At 76.8% G+C, this 19488-nt stretch carries 15 protein-coding genes and 2 pseudogenes; 10 read left to right on the top strand and 7 right to left on the bottom strand.

What is annotated here, in order from left to right:
• Positions 1 to 35: 35 nt before the first annotated feature.
• The 6 genes from EV376_RS27390 to EV376_RS27365 all read right to left on the bottom strand — a co-directional run bounded on the left by EV376_RS27390 (position 36) and on the right by EV376_RS27365 (position 5437).
• Complete coding sequence (locus EV376_RS27390; RefSeq protein ID WP_130327920.1) at positions 36 to 1523, bottom strand: phytoene desaturase family protein; 1488 nt, start codon at positions 1521 to 1523, stop codon at positions 36 to 38.
• An 11-nt stretch (positions 1524 to 1534) separates the two neighbouring features.
• Positions 1535 to 2662: a glycosyltransferase family A protein gene (locus EV376_RS27385; protein WP_130327918.1), complete on the bottom strand. Its 1128-nt coding sequence runs from the start codon at positions 2660 to 2662 to the stop codon at positions 1535 to 1537.
• 46 nt (positions 2663 to 2708) lie between these two features.
• Positions 2709 to 3578, bottom strand: coding sequence for a carotenoid biosynthesis protein (locus EV376_RS27380; protein ID WP_130327916.1), 870 nt, complete (start codon positions 3576 to 3578; stop codon positions 2709 to 2711).
• The gene (locus EV376_RS27375) at positions 3575 to 4138 is read right to left on the bottom strand and encodes a GNAT family N-acetyltransferase (RefSeq protein WP_130327914.1); all 564 of its coding nucleotides are present in this window, start codon (positions 4136 to 4138) and stop codon (positions 3575 to 3577) included. The genes EV376_RS27380 and EV376_RS27375 overlap by 4 nt, the downstream gene beginning before the upstream one ends.
• Positions 4135 to 4875 (bottom strand): monooxygenase, encoded by a 741-nt coding sequence (locus EV376_RS27370; RefSeq protein ID WP_130327912.1) that lies wholly within the window; start codon positions 4873 to 4875, stop codon positions 4135 to 4137. The genes EV376_RS27375 and EV376_RS27370 overlap by 4 nt, the downstream gene beginning before the upstream one ends.
• 73 nt (positions 4876 to 4948) lie before the next feature.
• Positions 4949 to 5437 carry a YbaK/EbsC family protein gene (locus EV376_RS27365; protein WP_130327910.1) on the bottom strand — a complete coding sequence of 163 codons (489 nt, stop codon included), beginning with the start codon at positions 5435 to 5437 and terminating at the stop codon, positions 4949 to 4951.
• Positions 5438 to 5892: 455 nt separating this feature from the next.
• Here EV376_RS27365 and EV376_RS27360 point away from each other — a divergent pair, with 455 nt between their 5' ends.
• From EV376_RS27360 to EV376_RS27325, 10 genes and pseudogenes are all read left to right on the top strand, one after another.
• Positions 5893 to 6342 (top strand): SAV_6107 family HEPN domain-containing protein, encoded by a 450-nt coding sequence (locus EV376_RS27360; protein WP_130327908.1) that lies wholly within the window; start codon positions 5893 to 5895, stop codon positions 6340 to 6342.
• Between the two features lie 117 nt (positions 6343 to 6459).
• Positions 6460 to 7242, top strand: a complete 783-nt coding sequence (locus EV376_RS27355) for a hypothetical protein (protein ID WP_130327906.1) — start codon at positions 6460 to 6462, stop codon at positions 7240 to 7242.
• Positions 7239 to 8519 (top strand): annotated as a pseudogene (locus tag EV376_RS27350) (DNA polymerase Y family protein); the annotation flags it as partial. The gene EV376_RS27355 and the pseudogene EV376_RS27350, both read left to right, overlap by 4 nt.
• 174 nt (positions 8520 to 8693) lie before the next feature.
• Positions 8694 to 9047 (top strand): annotated as a pseudogene (locus EV376_RS31135) (DNA polymerase Y family protein); the annotation flags it as partial.
• A gap of 279 nt (positions 9048 to 9326) precedes the next feature.
• Positions 9327 to 12719 carry an error-prone DNA polymerase gene (locus EV376_RS27345; RefSeq protein WP_130327902.1) on the top strand — a complete coding sequence of 1131 codons (3393 nt, stop codon included), beginning with the start codon at positions 9327 to 9329 and terminating at the stop codon, positions 12717 to 12719.
• Between the two features lie 99 nt (positions 12720 to 12818).
• Complete coding sequence (locus tag EV376_RS30385) at positions 12819 to 12995, top strand: hypothetical protein (RefSeq protein WP_165438130.1); 177 nt, start codon at positions 12819 to 12821, stop codon at positions 12993 to 12995.
• Between the two features lie 37 nt (positions 12996 to 13032).
• Entirely contained in the window at positions 13033 to 13800 is a 768-nt protein-coding gene (locus EV376_RS27340) for a methyltransferase domain-containing protein (protein ID WP_130327900.1), read from the top strand.
• The gene (locus tag EV376_RS27335; RefSeq protein ID WP_130327898.1) at positions 13797 to 15041 is read left to right on the top strand and encodes an alkaline phosphatase family protein; all 1245 of its coding nucleotides are present in this window, start codon (positions 13797 to 13799) and stop codon (positions 15039 to 15041) included. The genes EV376_RS27340 and EV376_RS27335 overlap by 4 nt, the downstream gene beginning before the upstream one ends.
• A gap of 40 nt (positions 15042 to 15081) precedes the next feature.
• A complete protein-coding gene (locus tag EV376_RS27330; protein ID WP_130327896.1) occupies positions 15082 to 16341 on the top strand; it encodes a DNA polymerase IV in 1260 nt (419 codons plus the stop codon).
• A 115-nt stretch (positions 16342 to 16456) separates the two neighbouring features.
• Positions 16457 to 16858 (top strand): DUF3040 domain-containing protein, encoded by a 402-nt coding sequence (locus EV376_RS27325; RefSeq protein WP_130327894.1) that lies wholly within the window; start codon positions 16457 to 16459, stop codon positions 16856 to 16858.
• A 152-nt stretch (positions 16859 to 17010) separates the two neighbouring features.
• Here the strand turns inward: EV376_RS27325 and EV376_RS27320 are convergent, their stop codons facing one another.
• Positions 17011 to 19482, bottom strand: coding sequence for a transglutaminase TgpA family protein (locus EV376_RS27320; protein WP_130327892.1), 2472 nt, complete (start codon positions 19480 to 19482; stop codon positions 17011 to 17013).
• Positions 19483 to 19488: the final 6 nt, after the last annotated feature.

Below are 19488 nucleotides of genomic sequence, written 5' to 3'. Positions count from 1 at the left end.
GGGCACTGCCGGAGGCGTTGCGAAGGGGCCCCTCCTCACCAGGCGGGGCCGATGGAGTCGGCGACGATCTGCGCGGAGAGGGCGACCATCGGCAGGCCGCCTCCGGGGTGACTGGAGCCGCCGACCAGCCAGAGCCCGCGGGCCGGCCCCCGGTTGGGCGGGCGGAGCAGGCCACCGGCGGTGCCGTAGATCGCCCCGCCCGGCGCGCCCGCCGAGGCGGCCAGGTCGGCCGGGGTGCGGATCTCCCGGAACACCAGCCGGTCCCGCACGTCCGCCCCGCGCGCGGCCAGCACGTCGAGGATCCGGTCCGCGTACGCCTCGGCGAGGCCCGGCCGCCGCCAGTCCACGGCGCCGGCGGCGGTGCCGTGCCGGGCCGCGTTGACCAGCACGAACCACGCCTCGTGACCGGCCGGGCGGACCAGTTCGTCGGCGGCGACGGTGACGAGGACCGTCGGGTCCGGCGCCGGCCGGGCCCGGACGCCCCGTCCGGGTGCCCCGAACACCGCGTCGAACTCGGCGTCGTGGTCGTGGGGGAAGAAGACGTTGTGGTGGGCCAGCCCGGAGTCCCCGCGTACGCCGAGCAGCAGCACGAAGCCGGCGAGGCTCCGGTCGGTCAGCGCGGCCAGCCGGCGCGGCGCCGGCAGCAGGTCCCGGTAGAGGGCGAGCGCGTCGACGTTGGCCACCACCGCGTCGGCGGGCACCGGGGCGCCGGCCCCGGCGAGGCGTACGCCGTGCACCCGCCCGCCCGCCGCGTCGATCCGGGTGACCCGGGCGCCGGTCTGCACCACCACGCCGAGGTCCAGGCAGCGGGTCAGCAGGGCGTCCGCGAGGGTGCCCAGGCCGCCGCGCAGGTACCAGCCGCCGAAGGCCAGCTCGGCGTACGGGACGGCGACCAGCGCGGCAGGTGCCCGGCGCGGGTCGGCGCCGGTGTAGGTGGCGTACCGGTCGAGCAGCATCCGCAGCCGGGGATCGGACAGGTGCGCCCGGCCCAGCCCGCGCAGGGTGCGGCCCGGCCCGATCGCGGCCAGGTCGCCCAGCCGCCAGGCCAGCGTCGCCAGGTCCCGGGGCGAGTCGACGCGGCGGCGCAGGACGTCCCGTTCCGAGGCCGCCCAGACCCGCCCGGCGCGGCGCCACAGCCGCCGCCAGTCCGCCGCGGCCCGCTCGCCGAAGGCGGCCCCGATCCGGGTGGCGAACTCGCCGGGGTCGGCACCCGAGTCCAGCGTGGGCCCGCCGCCCGGGAAGACGTGCCGCACGATCGGGTCGAGCGGGACCAGGTCCAGGTACTCGTCGAGCTTCGCGCCGGTGTCCTCGAACAGGTCGTGGAACACCTGGGGCAGGGTCAGCAGGCTGGGCCCGGTGTCGAAGTGGAACGGGCCGGCCGGGGTCTCGTGCACGTACCTGCCGAGTTTGCCGCCCACCGTGTCGCCCTGCTCGAAGACGGTGACCTCGTGCCCGGTGGTGGCCAGCCGGGCGGCGGTGGCGAGGCCACCCACCCCGGCGCCGATGACCACGATCCGCGCCATGCCGCGCCCCCCTAGAGAACCGGACGACCCCGCCAGCTCAGGCGCCGCCGCTTCCGCAGATGGTACGACCGCAGGGTCAGCCAACCGAGGACCGCGACCGACACGGGGTGTGCCAGCGCGTCGGGCCACCACCGGCCGCCGGTGGCCCGGGCGCTGACCGCCCGGCCGGCGACCCCCAGCAGGTACGTCCCGGCGGCGACGGCGGCCGTCCCGGGCGCGCCGCCGGCCAGCGCCGCCACGGCGACCAGCGGGGGAGCGGTGTAGAGCAGGAGCAGCAGCGTCACCACGGCGGCCGCCGCCGCGGGGTGCCCGAACGAGGCCCACAGCGACTTCGAGTAGCCGTCGCGCAGCTGCGGCCAGTCGTCGTACATCCGACAGCTGGCCAGCCGCGAGCCGTCGGCCAGCGCGATCCGGCCGCCGGACCGCTTGACCGCCCGGGCCAGCTCGATGTCCTCCAGGACCTTGTCGGCCACCGCCGCGTGTCCGCCCGCGGCGAGGTAGCCGGCCCGGTCCACCACCAGGAACTGCCCGCCGGCCGCGGCCAGCGACGGCCGCGCCGACCGCTCCATCGCGCGCAGCGGCAGGAACGTCAGCCACAACCACTGCAGCAGCGGCTGGACCAGCCGGTCGGCCGCCGTCGTCACCACGATCCGGGGGTACGGCGACAGCAGCGCCAGCCGGCCGGCACGCAGCTCGCCGACCGCCGCCGCCACCGCCTGCGGGGCGAGGACCACGTCGGCGTCGACGAACGCCAGCACGGTCGCGGCCGGATCGGCGCGGGTCGCCAACTGCCAGCACGCGTACGGCTTGCCCAGCCAGCCGGGCGGCGGGGCGGCCCCGTCGAGCAGGGTGACCCGCGGGTCGTCCCCGGCGACCGCGCGGACCACGTCGGCGGTGCCGTCGGTCGACCCGTCGTCGAGCACCACGATCCGCAGCCCCGGCACGCCGCGCTGGGCCAGCAGCGCGCGCAGGCACGGCGCGACCCGCCCGGCCTCGTCGCGCAGCGGCAGCAGCACCGCCACCGGCTCGCCCACCTCGGCCGGCGCCGTGGTCGGCCGGCGCAGCCAACGGCCGGCGTTGACCAGGGTGTGTGCGGTCAGCGCGGCCACCACCAGCAGCGGCGCGAGCGTCGGACTCATGCCGGCGCCCCGCTGCACCGCGCGTCGGTCCGCCCGTCGCGCTTCCTCATGCCGGGACGTCGACGCGGGGACGGGGGTGCCGGTCGGCCGGGCGGCGGCGGTCGCGCAGCAACGTCACCGCCAGCGGCACGGCGGTCACCGCCATGCCGGCCGCACCCCACGACGCCGAGGCGGGCAGGTCGAGGAAGACGGCGTGGGCCAGCACGCTGGAGGCGTACGTCCAGAGGTAGAGCGCGAGGATCGGGTGGTCGCGGCGGTCGGTGGTGGCCACGGCCGGCCCGGCCAGGGGGCGCAGGGCGGTCATCAGCAGCATGGCGAAGAGCAGCCAGCCCAGGTAGTTGCTGACCGGGATGCCGGGGAGGCCGGGCAGCGCCGGGGTGGCGTCCCGCCAGACCCAGTGGCCCTCCGCCACCATCTGCGGGTCGAGGAAGAGGTCCCACGTGGCCAGCCCGACGGTCGCCAACGCGATCCGCCGGATCGCCCGCCCCGGCCCGGCGCCGGCCGGCCCACCCGCCGGGCGGCCGCCGGTGAGCCGGACCGCGACCAGCCAGGCGGGCCAGGCCATCCAGGTCCAGGCGAGGGGGATGACCAGGGGCACCCCGGCCAGCTTCGGTCCGAGCTGACCGGAGTAGTCGTAGCTGCCGAACGGGAAGCCGGTGGCCACGCCGAGCGCCTCGATGGCGAAGCCCCCGCCGGTGGCCACCGCGACCAGCGTCGCCGCCGCCCGGAGGCCGCGGCTGAGCAGCGCGTGGCTGACCGAGAGCAGGCAGCCGAGCAGCACCGTCGCGACGGTGAGCCGGGCCCGGGTCGGTCCGGTGGTCAGGGGGTAGCAGATCTGCGCCAGCACCAGCACGGCCAGCAGCGCCCAGGCGGCACGGGCGGCGCGGCCCGGCGGTGCGGAGCCGGGGCGGGTCATGCCGGCCCGGGGGCGGCGGGCGGCGGCAGCGGCAGGTCCCGGCCGAGCACCCCGAACGGGCGCTCGTCGCCGGGGAAGTGGAAGTCGCGCAGGATGTCGACGAAGCCGAAGCGCCGGTACAGCCGCCAGGCCCGGGACCGCTGCTCGTCGGCCTCGGGCGTGGACAGCAGGGTGGTCGTCCCCTCGGCCATGGTCAACAGGGCGCGCAACTGGCCGGCGCCCAGGCCGTGCCCCTGTGCGGGCGGCCGGACGTGCAGCTCGACCACCTCGAAGCAGTTGGTCAGCCAGCGCTGGCGGGCCGCCTGGTCCAGCGCCCGCCACACCTGGTCGTGCCACCACTGGCCGGGCGCACCGAGGTAGCCGTAGCCGAAGCCGGCCAGGTGGCCCTCGGTGGTGAGGCTGGCGACGGCGCGGAAACCGGGCCGGCGTACGTGGGTGGCGATGTAGCCGCGGCGTGCCTCCAGCAGGTCGGTGCGGTACCCCATCGCCTCGCCGTAGACGGCCACCACGTCGTCCAGCCGTCGGACGAGATCGTCCGGTGTCCACCGCACCAGCCTCATGCCGTCCTACCTTCTTCGTTCGCGACCCAGCCCAGTACCGCCCGGTCGCCGACCACGTCGCGCACCTCGAACCGCGCGAAGAGTTCCTCCGCGTACCACCCCTCGGTGGGGGTCCGCATGATCGCGGCGCGGTGCCCCGGGTGACGGTACGCGAACGCGACCAGGTCCGCCGGGCTGCGCCACACGCTGACCGTGCCCTGCCAACCCAGCGGTGCCTCACCGACCCCGAACCGGGCGAGCAGGCCCGGTGCGGTGTGCAGCGCGGCGGCCACCGGAGGGACCGCCCGCCAGAAGGTGACCGCCCGCGCGGGGCGCAGCCGGGCCCGGGTCAGCGCGAGCACCGGCCCGGCGGCCGGCCCGCCGGGCGGGTCACCGAACGGTCGCCGGCCGGACCACGCGCCCCGGCTGCTGAGCGGGCGCAGGTCGACCCGGACGGTGGCGCGGGCGATCCGCGCCCAGGCCCGCGCGACCGGGGAGCCGTCGAAGCCGGCGGCCGCGGCGGGGGAGTCCCACACGGTCAGCGCCGCCCACCGGGTCAGGTCCGCGTCGCCCGGGCCGAAGCCGGTGCCGGTCCCGGTGCCGAGCAGCTTGGCGAAGCGGACGCCGGGCAGCGCGCGCAGCCGGCGCGGGTCGCGCGCCATCCGGGCCAGCGCCCGGGGAAGCCCGGCCCGGCCGGTACGCCACACGTGCAGGGTGACGAGCTCGGGGACGGGCTCCCGGTGATCGGCCTCGCTCACGCCGCCCCCTCGCTGCGCTCGGCGGCGGCGCGAGCCACGCTTCTGTGCCTGATGGTTCGCTCGCTCCGCTCGCTCACGCCACCTGTGCCGGCGCGCCGCCGGTCACCCGCAGCAGCTCCGCGTAGGTGGTGGGGAAGACCGCGCGGGGTACGCCGCCGGCGGCCCAGATCTCGTCGTACTTGTCCAGGGCGACGTCCACCAGCGTGCGCAGCGGCCGGGGGTGGCCGACCGGGGCGACCCCGCCGATGACCTGCCCGGTGTGCTCGCGGACGAACTCCGGGGTGGCCCGCCGGAGCCGGGCGACGCCGATCGACGCGGCGAGGCCGGTGGTGTCCACCCGGTGCGCCCCGGAGGTCAGCACCAGCAGCGGCGCGCCGTCCGCGTCGAAGACCAGGGAGTTGGCGATCTGTCCGACCTCGACGCCGAGGGCCTCGGCGGCGGCCGCGGCGGTGTGGACGGCGTCGGGCAGCAGGCGGACGGCGGTGGGCGCGCCGGCGCCGTCCCGCGCGCCGGCGCCGTCGAGCGCCTCCTGCACCGCCCGTACGTTCGGGTGTGGCTGCATTCCGCCATTCTTCCCGGTACGCCTCGGGCGGGTTCAGCCGGGCGCGCCGCCCGGTGCGCGCATCCGTCGCGCGTCACACGTTGCATTTTCGTCGGAGGGAGGGTGTACTGTCAGCAGTAGTTAGAACGAGTGTTCGATTGCCTCGTACGCTCGTTCCAACAGCCCGGAGCGGTGTTTCGCGGCGTCGGTCCGGGCGGTGCGGCTTCGCGGGCCGCACCAGGTTCCGGGCAGTCGCGAGCCCGGGCCCGTCAGGCAGGAGCGTCGCCCGCCGCCCTCGACCCCCGGGCGGCGGGCGACGAACCCGCCGGTACTGCCGGCCGGGTGTGGTGTGGGGAAGCGTCCACACCCGGCCGGCCCCCACACCGGTGCGTCTTCCTCCGCACCACTCGTCCCGGCGGTCCCGCCGGCGGTCTCCGCCGCGGGGTGCGCGCCTCGGCCACGTGGAGGAGACAGACATGCCGACCAACCCGGCTCAGGCACCGACGGTGCCGGCGCACGTGCTGCCGCACCGCACCCCCGCCCAACTCCTCGCGGTGGCCCGCCAGGGGCTGGCCGAGGCCGCCCGGACCGGCCCCGACGGCCTCCGCTACGCCGCGGCCCACCTGGCCGCGCTGCGCGCCGCCGCGGCGCTGCTCGCCGCGCGTGCCCGCCCCGCGCCGACCCGGCGGCACCGGGTCACCAGCGTCTGGGTCCTGCTCTCCGGAGTCGCCCCCGAGCTCGACGAGTGGGCCCGGTTCTTCGCCGTCGGCGCCAGCAAGCGCGCCGCCGCCGAGGCGGGCATCCCGCGGGTCGTCACCGCCCGGGAGGCGGACGACCTGCTGCGAGCGGCGGAGGAGTTCGTGACGGTGGTGGAGGCCGCGCTCGGCGTGGCCCACCAACCGGTGCTCGGCGACCTCGCGGCCTGATCTCCGGCTCCGTTCCGGGGCCCGAGCCGGCAGGCCCCGGAACGGAGCCGGCCGCCACTGGCCCGTTTCGAGCAGTTTTGAGCCATCAGCACAGCAGCACGACAGGGGGTAGGTCCGATGGCGGGCCGCATGGTGGTCGGTTCCGCCGCGCTGGCGGGTCTGGTGCGCCCGGCGAGCGCGCCGGATCCGGCGGGCGCTCACCGGGTGCTGCCGGTGGCCCCCGAGCTGACCGGCCTGCTGCCCAACCGGGGGCTGCGGCGCGGCAGCACGATCGCGGTCGCCGCGGGCCAGCCCCGGCACAGCGGCGCCACCTCCCTGATCCTGGCGCTGCTCGCCGAGGCGTCCCGGGCCGGCTCGTGGTGCGCCGTGGTCGGGGTGCCGGCCTTCGGGGCGGTCGCCGCCGCCGAGCTCGGCATCGTCCTGGACCGGCTCGCCCTGGTGCCGCAACCGGGACCGGACTGGGCCACCGTCGTCGCCGCGCTGATCGACGGGGTGGACGTCGTGGTCACCGCGGTCCCGGCCGGGATCTCCGCGCCGGTCGCCAACCGGCTGGCCGCCCGGGCCCGGCAGCGGGGCAGTGTCCTCGTCCCGTACGGGCGGTGGGACGGCGCCGACGTGACCCTCCAGGTGACCCGGGGGGCCTGGCACGGGCTCGGCGCCGGTCGGGGCCGGCTCCGGCGCCGGGAGGTCACCGTCTCGGCACGGGGGCGGGGCGCGGCCGCCCGTCCCCGGGAGGCGACGGTCTGGCTGCCCGGCGACGCACTGACCCGGGTCATCCCAGGCCCGGTTCCCGGCCCCCCCGCCGCCTCGGCCACCGGCCGGTCGGCCGCCGGCCGGCTCCACGCGGTGCCACCGGCCGCCGAGCCGCCGCCGGCGCTCACCCTGGTGGCTCCGACATGACCGCCGCGCCCCGGCCGGAGCCGGCCGACGGGCTCGCCGCACCGGTACGCACGCTGGTGCTCTGGTGCCCGGACTGGCCGGTGATCGCCGCCGAGATCGTCGACGGGGTGCCGGCCACCGGCCCGGTCGTGGTCCTGCACGCCAACCGGGTGGTCGCCTGCTCCGAGCAGGCCCGGGCCGAGGGGGTACGCCGCGGGCTGCGCCGGCGGGAGGCGCAGGGCCGGTGCCCCCGCCTCACCGTCGTCGAGCACGATCCGGCCCGGGACGCCCGCGCGTTCGAGCCGGTCGTGGCCGCGGTCGAGGAACTGGTGGCCGGCGTGGCGGTGGTCCGCCCGGGGACCTGCGCGGTGGCGGCCCACGGGCCGGGGCGCTACTTCGGCGGTGAGGAGGCGGCGGCGGAGCGGATCGTCGAGCACGTCGCCCAGGCCTGCGCGGTGGAGAGCCAGGTCGGCATCGCCGACGGGGTGTTCGCGGCCGGGCTGGCCGCCCGCACCGGCCGGGTCGTACCGCCCGGCGGGACGCCGCGGTTCCTCGCCGACCTGCCGGTCGAGGCGCTCGGCCGTCCGGCGCTGGCCGACCTGCTGCGCCGGCTCGGCGTGCGTACCCTCGGCGACTTCGCCGCGCTGCCCCCGGGTGACGTGCTGGCCCGGTTCGGGTTCGACGGTGCGCTGGCCCACCGGCTGGCCGCCGGGCGGGACCACCGCCCGCTCGCGATCCGGCAGCCCCCGGCCGACCTGGCGGTCACCGCCGACCAGGACGAGCCGCTCGACCGGGTCGACGCGGCGGCCTTCGTCGCCCGCGCGTTGGCCGAGCGGCTGCACGAGCGTCTCGCCGCGTACGGGCTGGCCTGCACCCGCCTCGGCATCGAGGCGGTGACCGCGCACGGCCAGGAGCTGCACCGGGTCTGGCGGCACGACGGCCTGCTCACCGCCGCCGCCATCGCCGACCGGGTGCGGTGGCAGCTCGACGGATGGCTCTCCGGCGGCCGGCCGGGCCGGGCGGGCGCCGGGCCGCCCCGACCGACCGCCGGCATCATCCGGTTGCGGCTGGTCCCCGACGGGGTGATCGCGCAGGGTGCCCTGCAACCCGGCCTGTGGGGCGAGGCCGGCGAGGAACGGGAACGGGCCCACCGGGCGTTGAGCCGGGTGCAGGGCATCCTCGGCCCCGAGGCGGTGGTCACCGCGGTGCTCGGCGGCGGGCGCTCCCCGGCCGACCAGGTGCGCCTCGTGCCGTGGGGGGACGAGCGCCACCCCGCCCGCCCGGGCCCGCCGCCGTCCCACCCCGACCCGGGCGGTCCGGATCCGCTGCCGGCCCATCTCGGTTCACCGCCCACCCGGCCCGGCGGCCGCCCCGCCGGCGCCACCGGCCAGAGCGTGCCCGGCTCCGGCCCGGACGGGTCCGGGTCGCCGGGCGGGTCGGGCCGGCCGTCCCGGTCGAGGCGTCCGGGCCGGTCGGGGAGCCCAGGCCGGGCGGCGGAGCCGCCCTGGCCGGGTCGGCTCCCGCCGCCGTCGCCGGCGGTGGTGCTACCGGAACCGCTCGCCGCCACGGTGCACGACGCGGCCGGCGAGCCGGTCGTGGTCAGCGCGCGCCTGGAAGTGAGCGCGGCGCCGGCCCGGCTGGCCGTCGGGACCGCCCGGGCGGTGGAGATCACCGGCTGGACCGGCCCGTGGCCGGTGGACGAGCGCTGGTGGGCGCCGGCCGAGGCCCGCCGGCGGGCCCGGTTCCAGGTCTGCCTCGCCGACGGCACCGCCCTGCTGCTCGCGGTCGAGGGCGGCCGCTGGCTGGTGGAGGCGATCTATGACTGACCAGCGCGCGGCCCCGCCGGTCACCGCCGGCACCCGCCCGATCGGTCCGCGAGCCGCCCGGAACGGTCGCGGACCGGGCCGGCCCGGTGGCGGTCACGGTCGGTCACGGCGCCGGGAGACCGATGCCCCCGGGAGCGATATGGCTGTCCGGCATATTCATGCCTGGCAGGAATATCGCTCGTCGGCGTGTCCTTCCCCGGAGCCGTCCGAAATGCCCAACCGGCCCGACCGGCCGCACCGGCCCGACCGCCCCCGAGGGCGCGGGGTGGGAGGCGTCCGGTGAGCTTCCACAACCCGGATCTGCCCTGGTCGGAGCTGGAGCGGGTGCTCACCGGCAAGCCCGCCCGCGGGCGGCGTACGAAGCGCGGCGAGCGGCACCTGCACGTGGTGGATCCCCTGGCGGTGGACGCCGACGGCGGGGACTCCCCGGCGTGGACCCGCAAGCGCCAGCGGTACGAGCCGCCCGAGGTGGAGCGCCCGGCCGGCGCGGTGCCGTACGCCGAGCTGCACGCGCACACCAACTTCAGCTTCCTCGACGGCGCCAGCCACCCCGAGGAGCTGGCCGAGGAGGCCGCCCGGCTGGGGTTGACCGCCCTTGCGGTGACCGACCACGACGGCTTCTACGGTGTCGTGCGCTTCGCCGAGGCGGCCCGCGCCCTGCACCTGCCGACGATCTTCGGCGCGGAACTCTCCCTCGACCTGCCCGGCCCGCAGAACGGCGAACCCGACCCGCTCGGGCGGCACCTGTTGCTGCTCGCCCACGGCCACGAGGGGTACGCGCGGCTGGCCGCCACCATCTCCCGCGCCCAGCTGCGCGGCGGCGAGAAGGGCCGCCCGGTCTACGGGGAGCTGGAGGAGGTGGCCGCCGAGCTGCGTGACCACGTGCTGGTGCTCACCGGCTGCCGCAAGGGGCACGTGCCGGCCGCGCTGCTCACCGAGGGCGTCGACGCGGCGGCCCGGGAGCTGGACCGGTTGACCGCGCTCTTCGGCGCGGAGACGGTCGCGGTGGAGCTGACCGACCACGGCCACCCGGTCGACGCGGACCGCAACGACGCCCTCGCCGAGCTGGCGGTCGCCGCCGGGCTGCCCACGGTGGCCACCAACAACGTGCACTACGCCACCCCCGGGCGGCGCCGGCTGGCCACCACGCTCGCCGCGGTCCGGGCCCGGCGCAGCCTGGACGAGATCGACGGCTGGCTGCCCGCCGCCGGCACCGCCCACCTCCGCAGCGGCGCCGAGATGGCCGCCCGGTTCGCCGCGTATCCGGGCGCCGTGGCCCGGGCCGCCGAGTTCGGCGCGGAACTCGCCTTCGACCTGCAGCTCGTCGCACCGGCGCTGCCGGCGTACCCGGTGCCGCCGGGGCACACCGAGATGAGCTGGCTGCGTCACCTCACCGCGCAGGGAGCCCGGGAGCGCTACGGGCCGCCGGAGGCGCACCCGGAGGCGTACGCGCAGCTGGAGCACGAGCTGAACATGATCGAGGAGCTGGGCTTCCCCGGCTACTTCCTGGTGGTCTACGACATCGTCGCGTTCTGCCGCGAGCAGGACATCTACTGCCAGGGCCGGGGCTCGGCGGCCAACTCCGCGGTCTGCTACGCGCTGCGGATCACCAACGTCGACGCGGTGCGGCACCGGCTGCTCTTCGAGCGGTTCCTCGCCCCGGAACGGGACGGCCCGCCGGACATCGACGTGGACATCGAGTCCGACCGCCGGGAGGAGGTGATCCAGCACGTCTACGCCCGGTACGGGCGGGAGCACACCGCCCAGGTCGCCAACGTCATCTCGTACCGGCCCCGGTCGGCGGTGCGGGACGTGGCGAAGGCGTTCGGTTTCTCCCCGGGCCAGCAGGACGCCTGGAGCAAGCAGATCGACCGCTGGGGGTCGGTGGCCGAGGTGGACGTGGCGGACATCCCCGAGCAGGTCGTCACGTACGCCAACGAGGTGGCTGGTGGCTCGGGGAGGTGGGCGGGGTTCCCGAGGCACCTGGGCATCCACTCCGGCGGCATGGTGATCTGCGATCGGCCGGTGATCGAGGTGTGCCCGGTGGAGTGGGGGCGGATGCCGGGCCGCAGCGTGCTCCAGTGGGACAAGGACGACTGCGCCGCCGTCGGGCTGGTCAAGTTCGACCTGCTCGGCCTCGGCATGCTCACCGCGCTGCACTACGGCTACGACCTGATCGGGACGAGCCTCGACCTGGGCGACATGACCCTGGACGATCCCGAGGTCTACGACATGCTCTGCCGGGCCGACTCGGTCGGGGTGTTCCAGGTGGAGAGCCGGGCCCAGATGGCCACCCTGCCCCGGCTCAAGCCCCGCTGCTTCTACGACCTGGTGGTGGAGGTGGCGCTGATCCGGCCCGGCCCGATCCAGGGCGGCTCGGTGCACCCGTACATCCGGCGCAAGAACGGCCAGGAGCCGGTCACGTTCGCGCACCCGCTGATGCGCAACGCGCTGGAGAAGACCCTGGGCGTGCCGCTGTTCCAGGAGCAGCTCATGCAGCTCGCCATCGACCTGGCCGGGTTCGACGCGGCCGAGGCCGACCAACTGCGCCGGGCGATGGGTGCCAAGCGGTCGGTGGAGCGGATGGCGCAGATCGCCGACCGCCTCTACGCCGGCATGGCCGAGCGGGGGATCACCGGCGAGCTGGCCGACGACGTGTACCGCAAGCTCACCGCGTTCGCCAGCTACGGCTTCCCGGAGAGCCACGCGATGAGCTTCGCGTACCTGGTCTACGCCAGCTCCTGGCTCAAGCGCTACCACCCCGGCCCGTTCCTGGCCGCGCTGCTCAACGCCCAACCGATGGGTTTCTACTCGCCGCAGACCCTGGTCGACGACGCCCGCCGGCACGGGGTGGAGGTCCGCCGGCCGGACGTCAACGCCAGCGGCGCCAAGGCCGTCCTGGAGTCCACCCCGGACACCCGGTGGGGCAGCCGGCCGGGGGAGCCGCCGCACGCCTGGGGGCTGGGCGGCCCGGCGGTCCGGCTCGGGCTGGGCAGCGTGCGCACCCTCGGCGAGGACGTGGCCGAGCGGATCGAGGCCGAGCGTACGGCGCACGGGCCGTACCGGGACATGCCGGACCTGGCCCGCCGCGTGGGTCTCACCGCCGCGCAGCTGGAGGCGCTCGCCACGGCGGACACCTTCGCCTGCTTCGGGCTGACCCGGCGGCAGGCGCTGTGGGCCGCCGCGGCGGCGGCCCAGGACCGGCCGGGCCGCCTGCCCGGCACGGTGACCGGCACCGCCGCGCCGACCCTGCCCGGGATGGCGGCGGTCGACCGGCTCGTCGCGGACGTGTGGGCGACCGGGCTGTCGCCGGAGAGCCATCCGGCCCGGTTCATCCGGGACCAGCTGGACGCGCTGGGCGCGGTGCCGATCGCCCGGCTCGGCCGGGTGGAGCCGGGCCGGCGGGTCCGGGTGGGCGGGATCGTCACCCACCGGCAGCGCCCGGCGACCGCGGGCGGGGTGACCTTCATCAACCTGGAGGACGAGACGGGGATGCTCAACGTCACCTGTTCCCCGGGGCTGTGGCAGCGCTACCGGCGGGTGGCGAGGACCAGCGCCGCCCTGGTGGTTCGCGGTCGCCTCCAGCGGAACGAGGGGGTGATCAATCTCACCGCCGACCGGTTGGACCCGATTGATCCTCCGGTCCGCCCCGCCGCACGCGATTTCCGTTGATCAATAAGTGATTCCCGTTACGGTTTCCGGCCGCCGCCGGAGGGAGACTCCTGCCCGCGCGGGCAGGGTGGCCCGCGCGTCACGAGGGAGAACGAACCGATGACGGGGTATCGCGGTTACAGCGGTGGAGTGGCCAACACGCGCCGGACCCGGCTCGACGCCGGGTGGGTGCCCGCGCACCACACCGAGGCTCGCGAGTACGAGGTCACCGACGGGCCGGTGGCGAACTCGGTGCGCTCGCGCAACGACGAGGAGAACGCCGGCGGCGAGTCCTGACCACCCGCGGGCCACGTCCCGGGCGGCTCTGGACGGGGTGACTAGGCTCGTCGGGGTGGAGCAGACCCCAGGCCGGCTCGCCGGGCCGCCGCTGACCCCCCGTACCGCCGTGATCTGGTCGGTGCTGCGCGCCGAGCTGGACCGCCGTGGCGACACCGACCTCACCGTGCTCGACGTGGGTGGCGGCACCGGCGGCTTCGCCGTACCGCTGGCCCAGGCCGGGCACCGGGTCACCGTGGTCGACGCCAGTCCCGACGCGCTCGCCGCGCTGACCCGCCGGGCCGCCGAGGCCGGGGTCGCCGACCGGGTACGCGCCCTGCAGGGCGACGGTGACGCGCTCGCCGGGCTCGTCGAACCGGCCAGCGTGGACCTGGTGCTCTGCCACGCCGTCCTGGAGGTGGTCGACGACCCCGCTCCGGTGGTCACCGCGCTGGTCGGGGCCCTGCGCCCGGGCGGCGCCGCGAGCGTGCTGGTCGCCGGGCGGGCCGCCGCCGTGCTCGGCCGCGCGATGAACGGGCACCTGGACGTCGCCGCCGCGCTCGCCGCCGATCCCGCCGGCAGCGCCGGGCCCCGGGACACGCTGCGCCGGCGCTACGACGCCGAGGGCGCCGCCGCGCTCCTCACCGCCGCGGGCCTCGCGGTCGAGGAGATCCACGGCGTACGCGTCCTCGCCGACCTGCTTCCCGCCGCGGTCGCCGACGGCCAGCCGGCCGCCCTGCTGGAGCTGGAGCGGGCGCTCGCCGCGCGTACCCCCTGGCGGGACCTCGCCGCCCAGCTGCACCTGTTCGCCCGCCGGCCGGCATGACCGGCCCGCACCAGCGGTCCGGGGCCGGCCGGGGCCCGGACGCCCCGCCGTTCGGGGCGGGACCGCCCGACCGGGGCGACGCCGCCGGGCCGCACGACCCGCTGGCGACGATCGCCCCCCGGTACGGGGCGGCGAGCCTCGCCGACGTCCTGCCCGCCGCGCTCGCCGTCCTCGGGGTGCCCGGAGCCGCCGACCCGCTCGGCCTGACCGCGACGCTGGCCGGCGTACGCCGGGTCGCCGTGCTGCTCGTCGACGGGCTCGGCTGGCACCAGATCCCGACCGCCGCGCCGTACGCGCCGACACTGGCCGGGCTGGCCGCGACGGTCGGCCGGCCCCTCACCGCCGGATTTCCGTCCACCACGCCGACCAGCCTGGTGACCCTGGGCACCGGCACCGCACCGGGCGCGCACGGCGTGCTCGGGTTCACGCTGCGGGTTCCCGGCACCGACCGGGTGCTCAACCACATCGAGTGGACCGGCGACCCGGAGCCGCTGCGCTGGCAGCCGGTCCCCACCCAGCTCGAGCGGGCCCGGGCGGCCGGTGTCCACGTGACGGTGGTGAGCCGGCCCGAGTTCGGCGGCAGTGGGCTCACCGTCGCCGCCAACCGGGGCGGCGACTACCGGGGCGCGGCCGGTGTCGACGCGCTGGGCCGGGAGATGCTCGCCGCGCTGGCCGCCGGGCCCGGGCCCACCCTCGTCTCCGGCTACCACCCGGACCTGGACCGACACGGCCACCTCAGCGGGGTGGACTCGGTGCCCTGGCGGGTCGCCGCAGCCGACGTGGACCGGCTGCTGGGCCGCCTGGTCGACGGGCTGCCGCCGGACGCCGCGCTGCTGGTCACCGCCGACCACGGGCAGCTCGACATCCCGGCCGGGCACCGGTTCGACCTGGACACCGACCCGCGGCTGCGGGACGGCGTGGCCGTGGTGGCCGGCGAGCCCCGGGTCCGCTACCTGCACGTCCGGCCCGGTGCCCGGGACGACGTGCTGGCCGCCTGGTCGGCGGTGCTCGGCGCCGCGGCCCGGGTCAGCACGCGGGAGGACCTGGTGGCGGCCGGCTGGTTCGGGCCGGTGCCCGAGGAGCACCTGGGCCGGATCGGGGACGTGGTGGTGGTCTGCAACGACACCTACGCCGTGCTGGCCACCCGGTCCGAGCCGCCGATGGCGAGCCGGCTGGTCGCGTACCACGGGGCCGACACCGCGGCGGAGATGGCGATCCCGCTGCTGGTGGTGCGGGGCTGACCGGCGGTTTCCGTCGGACCCGGGCGCTAGCCTTCCCGGCATGGGCCGCAGCCAGTCGTTGCCCCGGGGCGGCGATCCGCGCTTCGGGCCGGACGCCGACGACACCGGCTGCCCGGTGCTGCACGTCGACATGGACGCGTTCTTCGCGTCCGTGGAGGTGCGCCGCCGGCCGGAGCTGCGCGGGCGGCCCGTGGTGGTCGGCGGGCTCGGGCCACGCGGGGTGGTCAGCTCGGCCAGCTACGAGGCCCGCCGGTACGGCGTCCGCAGCGCCATGCCGACCCTGCGGGCCCGCGCGCTCTGCCCGCAGGCGGTGTTCCTGCCGCCCGACTTCACCGCGTACTCGGCGGCCTCCCGGGCGGTCATGCGGATCTTCCGGGACGTCACCCCGCTGGTGGAGCCGCTCTCCCTGGACGAGGCGTTCCTCGACGTGGCGGGCGCCCGGCGGCTGTTCGGCCCGCCGGCGGCGATCGCCCGCCTGATCCGCGAGCGGGTGGCGGGCGAGCAACAGCTCAGCTGCTCGGTCGGGGTGGCCCCGAGCAAGTTCGTCGCCAAGCTGGGCTCGACCCGGGCCAAGCCGGACGGGCTGCTGGTCGTCCCGGCCGCCCGGGTGCTCGACTTCCTGCACCCGCTGCCGGTGGGTGCGCTGTGGGGGGTGGGGGAGCGCTCCGCCGAGACCCTGCGCCGGCTCGGCCTGACCACCGTCGGCGAGCTGGCCCGGGCGCCGTACGGGATGCTCCGCCACGCGCTCGGCGACGCCGCCGCCCGGCATCTGCACGAGCTGGCGTGGGGGCGGGACCCCCGCCGGGTCAGCCCCGAGCGCCCGGACAAGTCGATCGGCGCGGAGGTGACGTTCGACGTCGACGTGGTCGACCCGCAGGAGATCCGCCGCGCCCTGCTCGGTCTCGCCGAGAAGGTCGGCGCCCGCCTGCGCCGCTCCGGCCAGGTCGGGCGTACGGTCGCGCTGAAGGTGCGCCTGGCCGACTTCCGCACGGTCAGCCGCTCCCGCACCCTCGACGTGCCGACCGACGTCGGTCGGGAGATGTTCGACACCGCCTGGGCGCTCTACACCGCCCTCGACCCGGGGGAGCCGATCCGGCTGGTCGGCGTCCGGGCCGAGGGGCTCTCGGCCGCCCGGGAGACGCCTCGCCAGCTCGCGCTGGGTGCGCCCGAGCACGGTTGGCGGGAAGCGGAAGCTGCCGCAGACGCCGCCGCTGCCCGTTTCGGGCGTTCCGTCATAGGTCCGGCCAGTCTGCTCCAAGCCCGAGATCGGCGCCCGGAGGAAAATCAGAGCCGGCCATAGGTCGTCCCGCTTTCCGACGCGCGGGGCCCCTCGTAGACTTGCGGGTAAGCAGCCGGTTGGCTGCCACGGTCTGTCGGCCCGACCGGGCCGACCCACGTGACCGGGGAGGAGTGCCGTGCCGCTCTCGGAGCACGAGCAGCGGCTGTTCGAGCAGATCGAGCGGTCGCTTGCCGAGGACCCCAAATTCGCCTCGGCCGTGCGCGCCAGCGATCCGCGTTTCCACGCGCGGCGTCGCCTGCTCGTCGCTGCCGGCGTGGTCGTCGTCGGCCTGGCCCTGTTGGTCTACGGCGCGGTGATCAAGACTCCGCCGCTGGCAGTGGCGGGGTTCGTCGTCATGCTGGCCGCGTTGGGCTTCGGGGTGCAGTCGCATCGTCGGGCGCAGTCACCCGACCTGCATGTCGTGGGTGGGACGACGACGACCACACGTCGGCGTCCGCGCGGGCGGGCGGGGCGCCGCCCGTCGATCCTGGACCGGATGGAGGACCGGTGGCGGCAGCGCCCGGAGGGGCACCGCTGACGCCCGCCTGACCACCGCGGCCCACCGTCGACGGTGAGCCGCGTCGCCGTGCCGTCGACGACGGTCCGGCGTTTTCGCGTGCCCGGGCACGCTGGGCACCCGCCCCGAGCGGGCCGGTGCCACCAGCCGGTCGGGGGCGGGTTGAGCGTCGGTCAGCGGGCGAGGCGGTTGGCGAGCAGGCGGCGAGGGCTCCAGCGCATCGCCGCGTACCGGAGTCGCCCGTAGCCGGCGACCAGCCGGCCCGAGCTGTCCGCCGCGGCGATCCGCCAGCGCAGGAGCACCGACGGGGGCAGCGCCGTCGCGAGCAGGCGGGTGCGACGGTCGGCCCCGGTCGCGAGCGCGCCGCGGACCCGGCGCAGGGCCGGCAGCAGCGGCTCGCCGGTGAGCGGGTCGCGGGCGTACCGGGCGCGCTCCTCGGCCCGGCCCAGCAGGCGTACCGCCGACCCCGCCTCGGTGTCCGCGCGGAGCGTCTCCCGGGCGAGCCGGTCGGCGGTGGCCCGCGGCGTCTCCGTCCGGTCGATGCGGACCCGGAAGTCCACCAGCGTGTCGAGCAGCTCGTCCCAGGCGGCGTGCGCGTCGGCCCGGGCCCGGTCCGCGTCGGCCAGGACGACCATCCGCTGCCCGTCGGCGGGCACCTCGCCGGCCTCCGACGCGACCGCCTCCGCCGGTACCGGAGCCGGCGCCCGGCCGCCGCTGCGCCGCCGGCGCAGGGCGAGCCGGCGCAGCGCCGGGACGGCGAGCAGCACGAGCAGGGCCAGGGCGCCGATCGTCCACCACAGCCACACCGGCACCGGGCGGCTGGACGTCCCGGTGTCGTCCGGAAGCCCGGAGGCGGCGCCCTCCGACCCCTCGTCCCGCTGCTCCCGGTCCGCCGCGGAACCCGGCTCGTCCGGCCCGGCCGTCGCACCCGGCTCCGGGGTCGTCGTCTCCGGGGCGTCCAGGTCCGGGGCCCAGGCCGACCGGGCGCCGCCCTGCACCCCGTACATCGGGGTGGCGTCGAACGGCACCCAGCCGAACCCGTCGAAGTAGACCTCGGTCCAGGCGTGCAGGTTGCGGTTGGTCAGGGTGTACGTGCCGTCGCCGGAGTTCGAGCCGTTGGTGAAGCCGAACGCCACCCGGGCCGGCACACCGGCCGCGCGGACCAGCCAGGCCATCGCGGCGGCGTACTGCTGGCAGAAGCCGACCTTGTTGGTGAGGAAGTTGACGATGTCCTGGCCGCTGGTGCCGCCCTCGGTGCTGAGGGCGTAGCTGAACCCGTTGTCCGTGGAGAAGTAGTCGTAGATCGCCCGCACCTTGTCGTACTCGGTGCGCTTGCGCTCGATCAGGGTGCCGACGAGCTTCTCCACCTCCGGCACCTGCGGGGTGATCATCTGCCGCCGCAGCGCGTGGTCGGCGGGCAACGGCCTCGCCTGGCGCAGCGCGTCCGGCGTGTACGCCGACCGCACGTAGTCGAACTCGTAGCGCCTGCCCGGCGAGTTCTCCCGGTTGGAGAAGACGACCTGCATGCTCGTGTCGTAGTACCAGTTGCCGTTCAGGCCCTCGATCCGCGTCGGCTCGGAGTACACCGGCAGGAACGGCATTTCGAGGTTCTTCGTCACCTCGACGGTGGCCCGGTACCGGTTGCGGTCGATCCCGGCGCGGTCCGGCTCGGCCGGGCCGAACTCCCGGTTGATCGGCCGCCCGGTCGGCGGGCGTTCGTGGAAGCCGTCGGTCCGCAGCTGGTCGGCGACGCCGAAGCGCAGGTAGAACGGGTTCGGCTCGTTGGTGGTCACCTTGACCAGGTCGGTGACCTCGCTCTGGTTGAGCTCACCCCGGAGCGCGGCGAACAGGTCGATCCGGCCGGGGGCACCGCCCCGCCCGGCGCGGCCGGTGCCGTCACCGGTGCCGGAGCCCAGCGTGTCGAGCAGGCCGCCGGTCATCCCCGGCACGGCGAGCGGCAACATGACGGCGACCGCCACGCCCAACGCCGCGAGCCGGCGGCCGGCCGAGGCCAGCGGGGAGGCCTCCCAGACGTCCACGCCCCGGCCGTCGCCGGTGAAGCGCCGGCCAAAGCGGCGGACGCGGTCGACGTTGTCGGTGACCAGGAGCCAGAGGTAGCCGGCCGCGCCGATGACGAACGGCACCGGGGGGACGCTGTCCACGTACACGGCCACCGGCACCGAGTAGACGGCCAGCATCGGCAGGCCGGCCAGCGCCGGCCGGCGCAGCCCGACCGTCACCAGGTCGACCATGACCGCCACGCCGCCCACCCCGAGCACGGTGATGAACAGCAGCGGGTCGGTGTCCGGCACCTTGACGCCGTACGAGCGCATGTCCTCCATCGAGGTCTGGGCCAGGGTGCCGAAATGCCCGAACGTCCCCGGGGTGGGCACCACGCCGAACAGTTCGGAGCCGGAGGGGAACAGCCACGCCAGGGCGAGCGTCAGACCGCCCAGCATCGCGAGCACCTGCCCCCACAGCGGCACCCGCCCCAGCCGGGTCAGCGCGGCCACCGCGGCGACCACCGCGACCGCGATGGTCGACTGGATCAGCCAGGTCCAGCGGTCGAAGATGGCCGACAGCGGCGCCGCGGCGAGCACCGTCGCGGCGGCCGCGACCAGGCCCAGGTTCCGGTGGGCGATCATGAGGGG

The organism is Micromonospora sp. CNZ295, assembly GCF_004217535.1.
Note: the sequence above shows the minus strand (reverse complement) of the source record. Positions and strands in the feature narration are given on the sequence as shown.

What these genes read in the sequence shown, in the direction of transcription:
- EV376_RS27390 (WP_130327920.1), bottom strand. Translation starts at nt 1,523, where the DNA reads ATGGCGCGGATCGTGGTCATCGGCGCCGGGGTGGGTGGCCTCGCCACC.
- EV376_RS27385 (WP_130327918.1), bottom strand. Translation starts at nt 2,662, where the DNA reads ATGAGTCCGACGCTCGCGCCGCTGCTGGTGGTGGCCGCGCTGACCGCA.
- EV376_RS27380 (WP_130327916.1), bottom strand. Translation starts at nt 3,578, where the DNA reads ATGACCCGCCCCGGCTCCGCACCGCCGGGCCGCGCCGCCCGTGCCGCC.
- EV376_RS27375 (WP_130327914.1), bottom strand. Translation starts at nt 4,138, where the DNA reads ATGAGGCTGGTGCGGTGGACACCGGACGATCTCGTCCGACGGCTGGAC.
- EV376_RS27365 (WP_130327910.1), bottom strand. Translation starts at nt 5,437, where the DNA reads ATGCAGCCACACCCGAACGTACGGGCGGTGCAGGAGGCGCTCGACGGC.
- EV376_RS27360 (WP_130327908.1), top strand. Translation starts at nt 5,893, where the DNA reads ATGCCGACCAACCCGGCTCAGGCACCGACGGTGCCGGCGCACGTGCTG.
- EV376_RS27355 (WP_130327906.1), top strand. Translation starts at nt 6,460, where the DNA reads ATGGCGGGCCGCATGGTGGTCGGTTCCGCCGCGCTGGCGGGTCTGGTG.
- EV376_RS30385 (WP_165438130.1), top strand. Translation starts at nt 12,819, where the DNA reads ATGACGGGGTATCGCGGTTACAGCGGTGGAGTGGCCAACACGCGCCGG.
- EV376_RS27335 (WP_130327898.1), top strand. Translation starts at nt 13,797, where the DNA reads ATGACCGGCCCGCACCAGCGGTCCGGGGCCGGCCGGGGCCCGGACGCC.
- EV376_RS27330 (WP_130327896.1), top strand. Translation starts at nt 15,082, where the DNA reads ATGGGCCGCAGCCAGTCGTTGCCCCGGGGCGGCGATCCGCGCTTCGGG.
- EV376_RS27320 (WP_130327892.1), bottom strand. Translation starts at nt 19,482, where the DNA reads ATGATCGCCCACCGGAACCTGGGCCTGGTCGCGGCCGCCGCGACGGTG.